Below are 15,994 nucleotides of genomic sequence, written 5' to 3'. Positions count from 1 at the left end.
GAGCGTTTTTTTTGAATTTAAAAAAAATATTGTTTATTTCGCCAACTGGAACTTTAGATAATGGAGCAGAGATATCAATTTTTCATTTAATGAAATTCTTAAAGTTTAAAGGATATGAGATTTTTAATGTTGTCCCACAGGTTTATAATAAAAAACAAATTGAGTATCATGATCAATACAAAAAAGCTGGGATAAAGACTTTTTTTATACCGGTTTTAAAATGGTGGTGGGAGGATGCCCCTGGGGGTCAGCCCGGCTCTATTGAAGAACGTAATCTATATTATCGCGAAAATATTTGTGAGATTAGAGATATTATTAAAAAAAATGAAATTGATTTAGTCATCACAAATACAGTAAATATGTTTCAAGGGGCATTTGCTGCTTCTGCTGAAGGTATTCCACATTACTGGTTGTTGCATGAGTTTCCAAAAGGTGAATTTGGTTATTATCGGGATAGAATAGATTTTTTAGAAGAATATTCAGAAAAGATTTTTTGTGTTACGGGTGAACTAAAGGCATATTTGGCCCCTATTTTTTCAAAAGAAGTAGATACATTTGCCCCGTATACACAAGTATCTGATCAAAAGTTAAAAGAAGCTAAAAAAATTCGTTTTGTTTCAGTAGGAAGAGTAACGGATAACAAAAATCAATTGGAGTTAATAAAGGCATTCAAAATTGCTGATGTTAAAGATTCTGAACTGATTTTCATTGGTTCATGGGATTCTACTTATAAGAAGCAGTGTCTAGAGTACATTGATACACATCATTTAAAGAATATTAAATTTTTAGGGGGATTAAATGACCCTTGGAAAATGGTAACCAATAAGGATATATGCATTTTTCCTTCAAAATTAGAGACTTATGGTTTAGTCTATGTTGAGGCAATCTTAAATGGAGTTCCGACGATTTTTTCAAATAACCCAGGACATCTTTCGGTGTATAATTTTTTTGATTTTGGGCATCCTTATAAACTTGGAAATATTGAAGAGTTAGCACAAAAAATGAAGTATATGTTGGAAAATTTTGTTGAGGAAAAAAATAAAAGTATCTCAATTATGCCAAAAGCACGAAAAGAGTATCAGATTCAAAATGTTTATAAAGAGATTATTAATTCAATTGAAAGTCAAGATGAAATATCATTAAATCCAATTAGACATGTAGCAAATCTTTATAGTACAAATGAGAAGAAAAGCAGGATAGCTAGAGTTGAAAAGAAAATTCGGGTATTCTACAATAAGGCTAAAAATAGGGTATTTCCTATTTAACTTTAAAATGACCTAATTACTCTAGTCAGATTTCTATGAAATTAGATTAGTTTAGTAAGTTCGACTATGTAAAGTAAGAATGAGAAAGCAATTTAAAAACAACTAAGGTGGAAATTATTTCCTACCTTAGTTGTTTTTATTTAATAATTGGGGGAATTGTAGTAAGCGTCTCATAGTAAGGTGTATTCAAAAATTCATCAATCATCCTGTATACTTCAGGATGATTGATGGGCTTGCTTGTTCCACTAATAATTGGCCCGGCATTTTTCTTGAATTTCCTGATTCCAAAGCAAATAAGCTACTAGTGCAGCTTTTGTTAAACTTGGCAGGTGGGGTATCTTTTCAAATAAGTAGATCAAATATTTTCTCGGGACTAATCCATTTTCTACAGCGGTGCGTAAAATACTTAGATTGATCCCTGTTGCTTGCGCACCTTTTTCACTTTTTGAAAACAACCAATTTTTTCGACCGATGACCAATTCTTTGATGGCTCGTTCCGCACGATCGTTCGTGGTTTCTAATCGTCCATCCTCTAAGAACATACATAATCCTTCCTTGTACTTTAACAGATAAGCCACCGCTTCTCCCAATTTTGATCTTGGGAGCACGCATAGATTGGATGCCCAAGAAAAGAATTCATCCACGATTGGTTTGATCCACTGATAACGCTGTTTTTTTCGATCCGTTGGATCTAAATGACGTAGTTTCTTCTCTTCTTTGAAAAGAAGATCACAGTAGCGCTCACCTAATAAGGCGATGCTATATTTTTTCGGCTGTGAGCCGATCGCTTCATGAAATTTCCGACGAACATGTGCCCAACAGTAAACATTCTTAATACCAGATATTTTTTCATAAGCGGCGTAAGCATCACTATTTAGATTGCCAGGCACTTTCTTGACATATTTTTCAATCATTGTCTGAGTCACCATCGTCGGTCTTCCAAAACTACTACTGATTAGGGGCTTTAGTACTGGTGCTTTCTTAATCGTCGTTGATCCATTGCCTTTTTCACACGTACAACACTTATAGGCATGTTGGTGAAATAAATTTTTTTCAATATGAGCAGGAGTGAATAAAGGTTCTTCACGAACGACGGTGGAGCCAATTTCAGTCATACAAGTGCCATAAGCATCACAAAGACAGTCTTCACCCTCCAAATAATAGTGAAGATGATTTGCGGGTAAGTGTGCCAGCGGCAAGGCTTTTTTCCTTTTGTCTTTTTCCATCTAAAGCTCTTTACCTCAATCAATTCCTGGCTTTCTTGACCAGTCTGCTCTGGTTCACTAAAAGAGTCTGTAACAAAGAGATTTGTCTGTCCATCGACAGATGGGGTATCCTCTTTTTTCCGCCCATACATTTGATGCTGCAGCGCAAATAACCGTTCTTGTAAGTATTAATTTTGTTCAAGGACGAGTTCAAATTGTTTCGTCATCTCGAAGAGCTTTTTCTCTAATCTCTTGTTATCCAAAAGAAGCTGATTTCCCTTTTTTGCCAACCATTTACACCCCCTGTTTTTCAATATCATCTGTTATTATTATGCCATTTTCCTATGCAAGAAAGTAGTGGAAACAGCATGAAATCAACGTTTTCTACTACTTTAATAGAAAACACCCTTGGTGCTGGAATGAATCGTTGTCTTCTCTTCGATCGAAAAGCCTGTAAGCAGTCGCTTCAACTGCCGGACATTTAACTGGTTAATTTCTGATGTGTGTTTTGGCCAGTAAAGTCGGTCGTTTTCAAACCGTTTGTACAATAATAAAAATCCATCGCCTTCCCAGTAAAGCGCCTTAAAACGATCGGACTTTGTCCCACAAAAAAGAAAGAGTGCTTGATCGAAGACATCCAGTTGATACGTTTCTGTGACAAAGGCTGCCAATCCATCAATCCCTTTTCGAAGATCGGTTTTCCCGCAAATAATAAAAATATTAGGTAAGTGAGTGAAGTTGAGAAGCATGGATACTCAACTCCTTCATGATCGTTGCCAAAATATATTTGTCCGTTCCATTGTAGATATACGTTTCGGCTTGTCCCAATTTTACACGAGCCGCGAGTTTCGATTTTGCGGGAGCAGTTTGGGACATTGGTGGATTTCGGTCTACAATCTGAATAGGTACGATTTCTTTTCTCTCCATAGTGTCCTCCTGTAAGTTGATACAGTAAGTTTAACAGTCGGCGAAGGAGAAAACGAGACGCCTGAGTATACGACGCTTACGAAGGCTGTGAACCAGTGGCTTTATGAAACTATCTGTAAACGCGGGCCAACAATTGGTGTTTTTACGTCTCGCAGTCTGTCTTATAATTAAAACTATTCAGCGAAACGCTCTAAACACTTGATGTTTCAAATGTTTTTGCCTGATTTAGAGTATCCTACCTATTATTAGAATAAAATTGATATCTGAGAGGACTAAGCAAACACTTTACAATAAGCATCATTGAGGCAAAAATCACTGCTCTAACAATCGTTCTGCCTGGACTTTTTATCGTCAAAATGGTAAATGATGGAGATTCGTTGTTAAGTGCACCAGTTGTTTTGTTAGAGTCTTTTGAGATAACTCTAAAGCAAGTAGATCACCCCCTACGAAAGCTCGCAGGGGTTAACAGCCGTTGATTCCTACGCAGTATTTAACTGTCAATGAACGGATTTAATTGGAAAAAGGCTTATTCCCGCGGTGTCGCAGGCGGTCCTTCTTTGTTTTTCTTTCTAATTCTATGAAGCCATTGGAGGAATCTGGTTTCTTCTTTAATGTACTCTTCAACCAATGGCATAGCAGTTGGTTACTGATTATTAAACGGGTTATTGCCTGGTTGTGGAACTGTGTCTTTTTCTACAGCGATCGCTGCTTTTTCTGAAGTCTCAATCGTGGTTAATTGTTTAAAGTAGCGACCATGCGGTGTTGCTGGTAGTGCAGACGGTTTTGTAGTCGCCACTGTCGTAGATTTCTCTTGTTTTTCCGCGACTTCAAAGCAACGAACTTCTTCACAGGTTGTTTCCTCAACGGGCTCTTCATCGTAACGAACGCCCTTTGTCTCATGTTCTGGATCAAATAATAGGGTTTCTTTGTAGGTCACGACCTTGGCGGTGACCACAGAATCAAATAGTTTTACGCCGTTTTGTGTAAAAATGTCTAGATTCGTTAATAGTTCGCAAGCTTCTTTGATCTGTGGAGCCGATAATGTAGGATCGAGTCCTTTGTATTTCCAATTGTGGGTACCGCCATCGCTTTTTCCAAAGGTGGCAATTAAATCCTTGGTCATTGTTCGTTTCCTTTCTTTTAGTGATTAATCTGCGTAGGTAATTTTTCAATGATTTTGCTTTCTATCAAGGTTCGCCGGTTTCTTCTGGTCGGACAAATGACATAAGGGAGCGGGCAACAGAGACAATCTTCTCACCGAATTTACGGGTAGGAAAGACTTTTGAACGCAGGCTTCGCCATTCCGGTACCATAAAGTAGTCCTCGAAATAATAGAAGAGACGTTTCATGGTGCGTGTGGCCTTGGTGTGCATAAATACGTCACGGACAAGATCCTTTAGAAAATGATCAAACTCCGCCGCTCCTAATTGGCAGCGAACTTTCAAGGCTAAAATGTATTTGATGGTGACACTGCTGTTTTGTGTTTCGTGGTAGAAATTGGTGATCCGTTGTTCGAGTGTTTTGGCTTTTAAGTTGAATAACTGCCGAAACGACAGTGTTTGTATGACATTCATTGATACTCATCCTTTCATTTATAGTAGAGGAGGGCAGCAAGACCGCCGCTGCTCCTCAAAGTGTTTGGTTAAAAAATAATTGTTTCAATCGTTTCGACGTACTTCGCGGTTTCGACGGTGTGAAAAAGTACTGCGCCATCTTTCTGACAAAGTTTTACCTCTGTCATGCGTTGCAACAATCCTTTGATCTCCGTGTCGGTCTTTTGAGTATCAGGATCATTGAAGCTCCAGGTGTGGTTTTTCCCTAAACTGTTTTTAAAGGTTGCGACGATTTTCAGCATTTTTTCCATTCCTTTCTATGGGTTATTTAGTGTAACGTGATTGGCTGGTTAGGATCACACCGTCTAGCTGACTGCCTGCAACGGATAGTTCCTTCATGATCTCTCCTAGCTCCAACACCTTTTCTTCGCTGGGGTCATCCATCACATTCGTAAAGGTCATCTTCTTAGTTTTTTCTCCGCCTGCATCGATTTCTACTTGTAGTTTATTGCCGATCGTTTGAATCATTGTTGTTTCCTCCTAAAATTTTTTGTTTCCGGCCGGTGACTAAAAGATAAGGGATTTTTCAAAAAAGTGCGAATCGCAAATTGACCAAAAGGGGGTCAATTTAACCTGTTTTCGGGCAAAAAACGCTGTTTTTGATGAAAAAGCGGTCAAATTGGGGGTGTAATGGTCAATTTGCGATTTTACAAGCTGGGAAAGAATGAAGTATAATAAAAGATTTTTGTAAAACGCTTACATTATCTTCTATAACCAATTTTTCTCATAATCATCATCAAAATTTTCGATCAAACTTGGGGAATGATACAAGGCGTAACAAATCTCATAATGCTTTTTCAGTTTACCGATAGGAGTGATGAATGCTTGCAGGAGCGGTCGTTTGCTTAAGTAGTGAGCGAATGGTGTATTTGGCAACTCTAAGAAATCAAGTGGTGTCGTACCAGTGCGGCTAGTGTGGAAGTACCCTCTTGAAATAGTGGCTAGAAGTAAAGAGGCGATTTCGGCATGTTTCGTAACTCGGCGTTTACTGATAGGAAGCAGTAAGATCATTCCGTTAACCATTTCGGCAAAGTACTGCTCTTCGTGTTTGAAGATATTCTGAATCTTTAGCGGATTGAGCCAGATGGTTTTATCAGCACGTTCAAGCGGAAAGAGGGTGAAGTTCTGACAGTACCAAGGGATTTTATACTGTCCGAAAAGCTTGAGCTTTTTGAGGCTATAGGAAATGATGGCATAATCGGGGTAGCAATGCGCAGAAGCATAAGAATGTAACGTCTTAAAAATATTTTTTCGCTAATAAAGGTAAGCGATCAAGGTCTCATCATGATCGTGGATCGGAAGGTAACAGAGGTCTTTCTAAAACCTGAGGAAGTAAATAACAACGAGCCATTTTAATACATCTCCCATCGTGATAACCATTTTTATCATCTGAAAACTAGAATGCTCTAACTTTTTCATCATGAACTTAAATCATTCAGACTAACTTGATGGTTCGTTGGAAAGCTGATACTACCAAGGGATTTTCGAAATGTTACATCGCATCTTTTTGACTTACAAGAAATAGTTTCCTTGTCCCATTGCTAAGTCGTCTTGAATAAATAATACGTGGAATTTATTATCTATAAAATTTGCGTTTTTCTTACTTTTCTTTTGAATACTACTCTTTTTTTGGGCTATATGGTAAGATGTGTAGTGGATTATTTCGTGGATTAGGAGTGTTTACATGAATACAATTGGCGAATGGAGTGCGGCACGTCGTATTTTTATTATTCTAATGGATGTGCTTGTCTATAATTTCTCTATCTTTTTTAGTTTTTGGCTGAAATTTGGCGGAAGTATTCCAGAAAGAAACTTTCAGACTTTTGAAAGTTCCGCACTGTTTATTTCGATTTTTTTTATTGTTTTAAATGTTTTACTTGGAACATACGTTTTCTATAATCGAATTATTAGTGATATTGTTTTTGTGACCGTTATTGGTCAATTTTTGATGTCACTTGGGATTATGATCATTACATTCGCTGGACGTTGGTTTGCTTTTCCTAGAACTGTGATTTTGATTTCGTTTCTACTAGGGACGGTTTTATTGATTATTTATCGAACAATTATCTATAAAGCCTATATGAGATTAAGCTCGGATAAAAAAGTAACGATTTTGGGATTTGAGAAAGATGTCGCACCAGCAATACAAAATTTTAGTTCACAAAAGAATAATAAGCATAAAGTGCAGGCAGTAATATTAAATCATTTCTATGATAACTTAAAAAAAATAATCGATAGTGTAGATATTGTATATTTAGCATCAGATATTGAAGAATCAGAAAAAATCAAAATCTATCAATTGGTTACAAGAAAAGATAAAAAATTATTTTTGAATACAACATTTGAAAATTTGATTACGATCAATCCTAATATTATGAATTTCGAAGATGAGAGTATCATTGAATCATCTGGCTTTAAGATCCCTTCTGAAGATGCGATGTTCAAGCGTCTTTTTGATGTTGTGGTTTCACTGATTCTACTGGTGATTGCTTCACCATTTATGTTGCTTACCGCAATTTTAGTAAAGACGACATCGCCGGGACCGATTATTTATAAACAGATTAGAATCACGCAAGGTCAGAAAGAATTTCCAATTTATAAATTTCGCTCTATGAGTGCAACAGCTGAATCTAAATCTGGACCGGTCTTGGCGAAGAGTAATGATGCACGTGTGACTCCTGTTGGGAAATTTATTCGTGCGGTTCGTTTTGATGAATTGCCTCAACTGATCAACGTACTTAAAGGTGATATGTCGATTATTGGTCCACGACCTGAACGACCATTCTTTGTTGAACAATTCAATCAAGAAAACCCCTACTATTATTTACGTCACAATGTACGTGCGGGTATTACTGGATATGCTCAGGTGTATGGAAAATACGCATCTGATTACAATAGTAAATTAAAATTTGATTTATTATACATCAAGAAATATTCTTTCATGCTGGATTTGAAGATATTACTTCAAACAATCAAAATTTTGTTTGATAAAGTTTCATCTCAAGGGTTAGAGGAAGATGAATTATGTACTTCGTTAGATAAAATGGATTTTCCTAAAGAGAAAATTCTTCAATAATTTGGGGTGGAGAAATGGTTGAACCAAAATTTAGTATTATTATTCCGGTGTACAATGCTGAAGCGACAATTACTAGGACAATAAATACATTAAAAGAATTGGATTACCCCAACTTTGAGGTCCTACTTGTTAATGATGGGTCTACTGATAAAACAGAGGGAATTATTAGTAACATCATTAGTGGTGATGAGAGATTTCGGTTATTGAGTAAGGAAAATGGTGGTCCTGGGTTAGCTAGAAATTATGGAATTGAGCAAGTGAAAGGTGACTATATCCTTTTTTTTGATGCCGATGATTTTCCTCAAAAAACGATCTTGGATGATTATTCATCTATCATTTCTGCTAATCCGAAACTTGATTTAATTATCAGTTCTTTTAATTTCAGAACGTTGAATCAGGAAAAGATTGCGGATGAAAAAAACTATTTGGTTGAGGAGTACATTTACGATAATAAGGAAGAATTTTTGTCAAACATGTATGAATTAATGAACAAACAGCTAATGTACGTTGTATGGAACAAATGCTATAGACGAGATGTCATTATTAATAATGATATTCGTTTTAAGAATTATCGTAGTTGTGAAGACCGGATTTTTAATCTTGATTATTATAAACATTGTTCTGTAGTTGTAATGAATTCCAAAATTGAATATGTCTATAATTTCGATGGTGGGTTAGGAATAACCAATCAATATAATGAAAATAAGTTTGCGACTTTTAAAGAATTTTATGAACGAAGTAATGCAATTACAAATAGCGGAGATAAGCCAGGAATGGCTGCATTGCTGCTTAAAGGTACAGTATCAGTGATTTTTTCAATTTTAGAAACAGATATGATTGATAGACAACAGAAAAAAGTGGAGATCAATTCAATTTTAAGCGATAGCTCTATACTAGAAGCAAAAAAAATTGCCACAAGCGCTACTATAGCAAAAAAAATTACTAAATTACTTTTCAATATGCCGAGACCTATGTTTATGATAGTGCTTAATACCGGAGCTTTTATCGAAATGAAGATACCTGGTTTAATGGCATTGTTGAAAAGAAATTATTAATGATTGAGGGATTGGATGTACAGTAAAGACAAGCAATTACGTCAAATTCAAGAAACTAGTTTAAAACTCGCAAAGTATTTTACTGATTTTTGTGATAAGAATGATTTACTATGTTACTTATGCGGTGGTGGTGCTATTGGCTCAATTAGGCATCATGGATTTATCCCTTGGGATGATGATTTAGATTTTTTTATGCCTAGAAAAGACTATGAAAAACTGATGGCTTTATGGAAAGATCAGAAAAAAGATAGTAAGTATGTTTTATTGAGAGCAAGTAAGGAATATAATGATCGCAATTCATTTACTACATTACGAGATAAAGAGACTACTTTTATTAAAACATACCAAAAGGATTTAGATATTAGTCACGGCATACAGATCGATATTTTTCCTTTAGATGTTGCTCCGCTAAAGAATTACCAAAGGAAAATTCAAAAGTTTTGGGCTCTAGTTTATGCTATCTATTGCAGCCAACAAGTACCTCAAAATCATGGTACTTTTTTTGCTAAATTAGGTAAAATTATGTTGGGTATCGCTCCAAGTCAATTGAACAAATATCATGTTTGGAAATTTGCGGAAAGACAAATGACTAAGTACAATGAACAGGAGACGGGGGTCGTTACCGAGTTGTGTGTAGGTCCTAGATATATGGGAAACATTTATTCACAAAAGGACTTTTCGAAATCTAAAAAGGTTACCTTTGAAAATACAGAATTACCGTTACCGATTGGGTACGATAACTATCTAAAAAAAGTTTTTGGAGACTATATGAAGCTTCCTCCAAAAGATCAGCGAGTAGCACATCACGAGACTGTATTCATAGATCCAAATAACACATACAAAAAATATAAAGGAATTTATTATTTAGTAAATAAGGAGGATAACTAAGTGATTACAGCATTAATTATTGCCGGCGGAGTCGGAAAGAGAATGGGTCAAGATATTCCAAAACAGTTCATAACTATTGAGGGGAAGCCGATTATCATTTACACTCTTGAGTCCTTTGAACAGCATCCAATGGTTGATAGAGTTTTAGTAGTATGTAAACATGGTTGGGAAGAAACGTTGTGGGGATATATTAAGGAATATGGACTAAAAAAAGTTCAATGGATTATTTCTGGAGGATCTAAGGGTCAAGAATCAATCAATAATGGTGTTCAATTTTTAAAAGAATTTTCTGATGAAGATGATATTATTATTATTCATGATGGCATTCGTCCTTTAGTAGATGAAATTGTTTTATCAGATGTCATTGTAAAGTGTCAAGAAAACGGAAATGGTGTGACTTCATTGCCGTATAATGAACAAATTTTCTTAAAAGATACTGAAGAAACTACAAAACAGTATATCGATCGTAATACTTTGCGTCGCGTATCCACACCACAAGCTTATCAGTTTGGTAAATTGAGCTGGGCGTATGATAAGGCAATGAAAGAAGATATTGGAATGACCGATTCTTCTTATACTAATACGATGATGGTTGAACTTGGTGAGACATTATATTTTGCTGCGGGTTCAGATAAGAATATTAAATTAACGACTCAAGATGATTTGGAACTTTTTAAAGCCTACTTAAAGATGAAGGATTAGAGGTGGAATTGTGTTACTAAACAATGATGTTTATGTTGCTGAATTAACGAAAATCAATCAAGCAAAAAATGACTGGAGCAAAATTGATAATCACTCATTTTTGATTATTGGGGCAACGGGCATGATTGGTTCCTATATGATTGATGTATTGATGATGAGGAATGAAAAACATAATGCCAATATTCATGTTTTTGCTATGGGAAGAAGCATCAAACGCTTAGAAAAACGATTTTCGATGTATTTAACGTCGGATTTGTTTCATATGATTGAAGCCGATGTGACTCAACCAATTACAATTAAAGCTAAAATAGATTATATTTTTCATGGTGCTAGCAACACACATCCTAGAGCCTATGCAACTGATCCAATTGGAACGATAATGACAAATTTGATGGGATCTCAGCAAGTTTTAGATTTTGCAGTTAAGAATAATTCAAAGCGAGTAGCATTTCTTTCAACGGTTGAAGTCTACGGAGAAAATCGTGGAGATATTGAGAAATTCTCAGAAGATTACTGTGGTTACATCGACTGCAACACTTTGCGGGCCGGATATCCAGAGGGCAAACGCGCCAGCGAGAGTCTTTGTCAAGCTTATATTGCTAAATATGATTTGGATATTGTTATACCAAGAATTTGTCGTACATTTGGACCAACGATGTTGTTGAATGATTCAAAAGCCTCTTCTCAGTTTATTTTGAATGCTGTAAACGGTGAAGATATCGTTTTAAAAAGCATGGGTAAGCAGTATTTTTCTTATGCATATGTTGGCGATGTTGTTTACGCGTTACTTTATCTTCTGGCAATTGGTGAGAATGGCGAAGCGTATAATATTGCTGTAGAAGAGTTTGATTTACATCTAAAAGACTTGGCACAAGTTTTAGCAGGTTTGAATCAAAAGGAGGTTATTTTTGATTTACCTGACGAAGAGGAAAGAATTGGTTTTTCAACTGCCAGTCAAGCTATACTAGCCTCAGAAAAGATTGAAGGGATTGGTTGGAAATCAATTTTTTCTTTAGATGAGTCATTAAAAAATACTGTGGAGTTAATAAGAAATGAGCGGATTTAATGTGTGAGATAAGTATAATAGTAACTGTGTACAACTCGGAAAAATATCTTAATAAAACAATTGAATCAATTTTAAATCAAACATTTAGAGATTTTGAATTGATCTTAGTTGATGACGGATCAACTGATTCTTCAGGAAAAATTTGTGATGATTATGCTAGAGAAGATAATCGAATTAGGGTTTTGCATCAAAAAAATGGTGGTGTTAGTTGTGCGAGAAATAAAGGTATTGAAATTTCCAATGGGGAGTTCATAGGTTTTGTCGATAGTGATGATTTTATCGATCCGGATATGTATGAATTACTTCTTCATAATCTAAAAAAAGAAGAAGCAGAGCTTTCTATTTGTGGTATTTACGATGTTTATGAAGGAAAGGAAGTTAAAAGAATTGATCAACAGTACTTTGTTGTAAATCGTGATAAAGCTGTGAAATTAATTCTTGAAGCTAAAATTATTTCTGTTCATCCAGTTAACAAATTGTATAAAAAATTGCTTTTTGAGAATGTTTCTTATCCAGAAGGATCAATTACTGAAGATGGGGCAGTGATGTTATATTTGTTAGAGAATGTAAGTAAGGTTGTAATTGATACCAGCCAAAAGTATTATTATTATCATCGAGAAAATAGTATAACGACGAAAGCCTTCTCTATGATAGATTTGAAAACCATAGAAGTTTGGCAGAACAATGAAAAATATATTAAAAAGAATTATCCACAATATAATTCCATTGCTCATACAAGAGTGTGTTGGGCTCATTTAATCGTATTAGATAAATTGTTGATGGGTAAAAAAGAATTCGTCTCTGAGAGAAATGAAATTGTTAGCTTTTTAAGAAGAAATTTTTGCTTTATTATGAAGAATGAATATTTTACAAGAAACAGAAAAATATCAGTAGTCTTGCTAATGTTGAATATTAATTTGTATAAATTGGTTTCTTACCTTGAATATTCAAAAAATAAGTCTAAAAATAGCTAAATGTTAGGAAGTAAAGAATGGAAATTAAAAAAATTGAAAATTACAATGTATTCTTTAAGAAGGTATTTCTTTTTACTTTTTGCTTGGAACTGATAGTAAGATTGATAGGTATATATAGTTTATTACCTTCAAGAGTGGATACATTTCTTTTTACCTTAACTTCAATCTTTGGGATAGTAATTCTTTTTATAGATTTTTTTATACTAAAGAAAATATCAATCAGAGGGAATATATTGCTGTTTTTATTTTTATTTGCTTTAGTTTTGTCGACCATTTTGAATGGACCGATAGGGTTTATGGCAAATATCAAACTAATCATTTGGCAAATAATATATTTATTCGTTGTATTTCAAATAGGAAGTACCATGGAAATGCAAACTTGTATTAAATTACTTGAGAAAATAATTATTATTACTTGGGATTTATTATCCACCATTTCAGTCATGATGTTTTTCGTTCATTTCTCTTACGTCGCTCCTTTGGACAAATTTTATAACGGACTTAGAGTTGGATTTGTTGAGAATAGATTGTATGGCATTTTTGCTGACCCTAACTTTGCAGGAACTATTTCTGTTGTAATAATTGTATTTTCTGTTTATTATCTTTTTTCAGAAAAAAATACTTCTTTTAGTAAGTTTAGTAGAATATTTTCTATTTTAATTCAATTTATATATATAGTTTTATCTGGTTCACGCACCGCATTTATTGCATTAATTGTAGTAAGTTTCTTTGGAGCTTTCTTCTCTTATAATAAAATAAAAACTCCAAAAAGTTTTTTTTCTTATATTACATGTCTGTTCGTTAGTATAGCTGTTCTATTATGCATAGTAGGAGGAGAATCGGCTGTTAAAATCGTTTTTCCAAAACTAGCCGAAAACGTCCCAACTGTAAATTTTTTCATTGAAAATTCTTCAGGTAGCAATAAGGAAGATCTAACCTTAACAAGAGATGACGTTGAAAATAAAGAGGATGTTTCTAATAATCGATTCGAGTTGTGGGAGAGTTCGTTTGACATTTTTAAGACAACTCCAATTGTAGGAACTTCTCCGAGAAATTTGATGAGCTATGCAATGAAACATCTTCCGAATACTTTTATTTCGACAAAGCGACAAACGTCTCACAATTTCTTTTTTTATTTGTTAGCAACTACAGGTTTATTAGGTACAATCCCGATGATTTCATTTATTACAATTAAAGTATTAGGTTCTCTACGAATTTTGTTAACAGCTAATTTTGCAAAATATGATCGCTTTTTAATGGAGAATTTAGTCTGCTTGGCTATTTTGATTTCTGCAATTTTTTTGACGGAATTAATATTAGTAAACAAAATAGGAGCATTCTTATTCTGGTTGTATTTAGGAAAAATTACTAACATTAGTAATCAATTTTATGAGGAAAAGGGATGCAAAATATGAAGCAATTAACCGCTAGAGAAATACAGGAAATTAGTGTTGAAATTTTGATTTATATTGATAAATTGTGTAGATCTAATAATATTAATTATTCAATTTTTTATGGTAGTTTAATTGGTGTCGAAAGACATAAAGGCTACATACCTTGGGATGATGATTTAGATATTGTTATGCCAAGACCTGATTATCAGAAATTACTCACTTTACTGTCAAAACAAAGTGAGTACATTTTACTTAGTCCAGAAACTTCTGAGAATTATCGCTATGCTTTTGCTAAATTAGTCGATCCAAGAACAAAAGCTATCAGTAAGCAATACTATGGAAGTGAAGATGCTGATCTAGGTGTATATGTAGATATTTTTCCTATTGATGGATTTCCTTCAGAGTTGGATGAAAGGAAAAAATTTGGTGATCTATGTGAAGAGTATCGTGCTAATATGGTAATGACTTTGAATCAATCCTATGCGATTTCACGATCTTGGATTAAAGCACATATAAAAAGGATTGTTCTTTATCCAAAATACAAACAAATTTTAAAAATAGGGGATCATGACTTTTGGAAAAATGAGTATCAAAAAATTGTTACAAAATATCCCTTTGAAACTTCTGAATATTGTGGTTATATGGAATTTATTAATGAAGTTTGGGGTGTTTTTCCCTCAGAATGGTTCAAACATTATGAGGAAGTGGAATTTGAGGGCCATACGTTTCTTTCCATTAAAGATAGAGATAAATTTTTAACTCTAAGATATGGTAATTATATGGAATTACCGCCAAAACAGGAACGTGTTACGCATCATCCATATGAATTCTATTTTAAGGATTAAGGCTGGGAAAAAATGATTAATTTTAGAACATCCGTTGTAATAGCTACTTATAACGGTGAAAACTTTATTACTGAGCAGTTAAATTCAATTTTCAATCAAACCTTGTTACCTGATGAAGTGATTATTTCAGATGATTTATCAACGGATAATACAGTTGAAATAGTAAAACAATTTATTAAAGTTAACGATCTTAAGTCTCAATGGAAAATTATTAGAAATCAAGAAAATTTGGGTTGGAGAAGGAATTTCATCAATCTTATACAGGTAGCTAGTGGGGATATTATCTTTACTTGTGATCAGGATGATATTTGGAAACCTAAAAAAATAGAAATGATGGTTTCTCAATTTAAAAAAAATAGCAGAATTGGTGTGTTAGTTTCTGATTATGATGAGCTTATGGAAAGTACAGGTAAATCTTCAAAACTTAGAAAATTAACAACAACAGATAAAAATGGAACTAAGAAAATTGATTTCATTTATAAGAATATTTTGTTAAAGCGTCCTGGGTGTGTTTTTGCATTAGCTAAAGAGTTTGTTCCAGAAGTTATTTCGTATTTTGATATTCTAGAAAATCCTGCTCACGATGTTGCAATGTGGGGGAGTGGTTTGATAAATGATAGGCTATATTATTTAGCTGAGCCAACAATTAATTATAGAAGGCATGAAAACAGCTCATTTCAAAGAGAAGTGGATAACGCTACGAAGAAAGAATCTTATTATCAAGTAAGAATAAATCAGTTAAAAAGGTTTAATGTGAGAATCTCTTGTGCAATGAATTATATAAAAAATAAGAATGAAATTCATTGTGAAGATAAAAAAATGAAGTTACTAGGAAAAATGGTTAAAGAAAATGATGCTAGGATTACAGTTCTTGAAAGTGGAAAAATCAGCAAGTTGGTTGTTAAAGCTTTGTCGTACATGACTATTTTCAATTTTAGCGCGGACTTCAAGCATATACTAAAAATGAAGTTTATGAGGAATTAA

The 15,994-nt window shown here is 34.1% G+C and carries 19 protein-coding genes; 10 read left to right on the top strand and 9 right to left on the bottom strand.

Annotated elements, in window-relative coordinates; genetic code table 11:
• The first annotated feature begins 11 nt into the window (after positions 1–11).
• A complete protein-coding gene (locus IGI44_RS11270; RefSeq protein WP_438787814.1) occupies positions 12–1,265 on the top strand; it encodes a glycosyltransferase family 4 protein in 1,254 nt (417 codons plus the stop codon).
• 245 nt (positions 1,266–1,510) lie between these two features.
• Here IGI44_RS11270 and IGI44_RS11265 read toward each other — a convergent pair whose 3' ends face one another.
• From IGI44_RS11265 to IGI44_RS11225, 9 genes are all read right to left on the bottom strand, one after another.
• Positions 1,511–2,491 (bottom strand): IS66 family transposase, encoded by a 981-nt coding sequence (locus IGI44_RS11265; RefSeq protein ID WP_438787813.1) that lies wholly within the window; start codon positions 2,489–2,491, stop codon positions 1,511–1,513.
• A complete protein-coding gene (locus tag IGI44_RS11260; RefSeq protein ID WP_438787812.1) occupies positions 2,377–2,622 on the bottom strand; it encodes a hypothetical protein in 246 nt (81 codons plus the stop codon). The genes IGI44_RS11265 and IGI44_RS11260 overlap by 115 nt, the downstream gene beginning before the upstream one ends.
• A 240-nt stretch (positions 2,623–2,862) precedes the next feature.
• Complete coding sequence (tnpB, locus tag IGI44_RS11255) at positions 2,863–3,219, bottom strand: IS66 family insertion sequence element accessory protein TnpB (RefSeq protein ID WP_438787811.1); 357 nt, start codon at positions 3,217–3,219, stop codon at positions 2,863–2,865.
• The gene (locus IGI44_RS11250; RefSeq protein ID WP_438787810.1) at positions 3,191–3,397 is read right to left on the bottom strand and encodes a hypothetical protein; all 207 of its coding nucleotides are present in this window, start codon (positions 3,395–3,397) and stop codon (positions 3,191–3,193) included. The genes tnpB and IGI44_RS11250 overlap by 29 nt, the downstream gene beginning before the upstream one ends.
• Before the next feature lie 643 nt (positions 3,398–4,040).
• Positions 4,041–4,520, bottom strand: coding sequence for a hypothetical protein (locus IGI44_RS11245; RefSeq protein ID WP_438787809.1), 480 nt, complete (start codon positions 4,518–4,520; stop codon positions 4,041–4,043).
• Positions 4,521–4,584: 64 nt separating this feature from the next.
• The gene (locus tag IGI44_RS11240) at positions 4,585–4,971 is read right to left on the bottom strand and encodes a hypothetical protein (protein ID WP_438787808.1); all 387 of its coding nucleotides are present in this window, start codon (positions 4,969–4,971) and stop codon (positions 4,585–4,587) included.
• 68 nt (positions 4,972–5,039) lie between these two features.
• The gene (locus IGI44_RS11235; protein ID WP_438787807.1) at positions 5,040–5,252 is read right to left on the bottom strand and encodes a DUF2922 family protein; all 213 of its coding nucleotides are present in this window, start codon (positions 5,250–5,252) and stop codon (positions 5,040–5,042) included.
• Between the two features lie 22 nt (positions 5,253–5,274).
• A complete protein-coding gene (locus tag IGI44_RS11230) occupies positions 5,275–5,478 on the bottom strand; it encodes a hypothetical protein (RefSeq protein WP_438787806.1) in 204 nt (67 codons plus the stop codon).
• 240 nt (positions 5,479–5,718) lie between these two features.
• On the bottom strand, positions 5,719–6,033 hold the full coding sequence (locus IGI44_RS11225; protein ID WP_438787805.1) for a hypothetical protein: 315 nt from the start codon (positions 6,031–6,033) through the stop codon (positions 5,719–5,721).
• A gap of 661 nt (positions 6,034–6,694) precedes the next feature.
• Here IGI44_RS11225 and IGI44_RS11220 point away from each other — a divergent pair.
• The 9 genes from IGI44_RS11220 to IGI44_RS11180 are packed head-to-tail and all read left to right on the top strand — an operon-like array spanning position 6,695 to position 15,994.
• A complete protein-coding gene (locus IGI44_RS11220; RefSeq protein WP_438787804.1) occupies positions 6,695–8,086 on the top strand; it encodes a sugar transferase in 1,392 nt (463 codons plus the stop codon).
• Positions 8,087–8,100: 14 nt separating this feature from the next.
• Positions 8,101–9,141, top strand: coding sequence for a glycosyltransferase family 2 protein (locus IGI44_RS11215; protein WP_438787803.1), 1,041 nt, complete (start codon positions 8,101–8,103; stop codon positions 9,139–9,141).
• Positions 9,142–9,156: 15 nt separating this feature from the next.
• The gene (locus IGI44_RS11210) at positions 9,157–10,029 is read left to right on the top strand and encodes a LicD family protein (protein ID WP_438787802.1); all 873 of its coding nucleotides are present in this window, start codon (positions 9,157–9,159) and stop codon (positions 10,027–10,029) included.
• The gene (locus tag IGI44_RS11205) at positions 10,030–10,731 is read left to right on the top strand and encodes an IspD/TarI family cytidylyltransferase (protein ID WP_438787801.1); all 702 of its coding nucleotides are present in this window, start codon (positions 10,030–10,032) and stop codon (positions 10,729–10,731) included.
• A 7-nt stretch (positions 10,732–10,738) separates the two neighbouring features.
• Complete coding sequence (locus IGI44_RS11200; RefSeq protein WP_438788985.1) at positions 10,739–11,797, top strand: NAD-dependent epimerase/dehydratase family protein; 1,059 nt, start codon at positions 10,739–10,741, stop codon at positions 11,795–11,797.
• Positions 11,797–12,771 carry a glycosyltransferase family 2 protein gene (locus tag IGI44_RS11195; RefSeq protein ID WP_438787800.1) on the top strand — a complete coding sequence of 325 codons (975 nt, stop codon included), beginning with the start codon at positions 11,797–11,799 and terminating at the stop codon, positions 12,769–12,771. The genes IGI44_RS11200 and IGI44_RS11195 overlap by 1 nt, the downstream gene beginning before the upstream one ends.
• A 17-nt stretch (positions 12,772–12,788) precedes the next feature.
• Positions 12,789–14,186: an O-antigen ligase family protein gene (locus IGI44_RS11190; RefSeq protein ID WP_438787799.1), complete on the top strand. Its 1,398-nt coding sequence runs from the start codon at positions 12,789–12,791 to the stop codon at positions 14,184–14,186.
• Complete coding sequence (locus tag IGI44_RS11185) at positions 14,183–15,010, top strand: LicD family protein (RefSeq protein ID WP_438788984.1); 828 nt, start codon at positions 14,183–14,185, stop codon at positions 15,008–15,010. The genes IGI44_RS11190 and IGI44_RS11185 overlap by 4 nt, the downstream gene beginning before the upstream one ends.
• A 12-nt stretch (positions 15,011–15,022) precedes the next feature.
• A complete protein-coding gene (locus IGI44_RS11180) occupies positions 15,023–15,994 on the top strand; it encodes a glycosyltransferase family 2 protein (RefSeq protein WP_438787798.1) in 972 nt (323 codons plus the stop codon).

Source organism: Enterococcus sp. DIV0756 (assembly GCF_051710745.1).
In the GTDB taxonomy this organism is placed as follows: domain Bacteria; phylum Bacillota; class Bacilli; order Lactobacillales; family Enterococcaceae; genus Enterococcus_A.
Note: the sequence above shows the minus strand (reverse complement) of the source record. Positions and strands in the feature narration are given on the sequence as shown.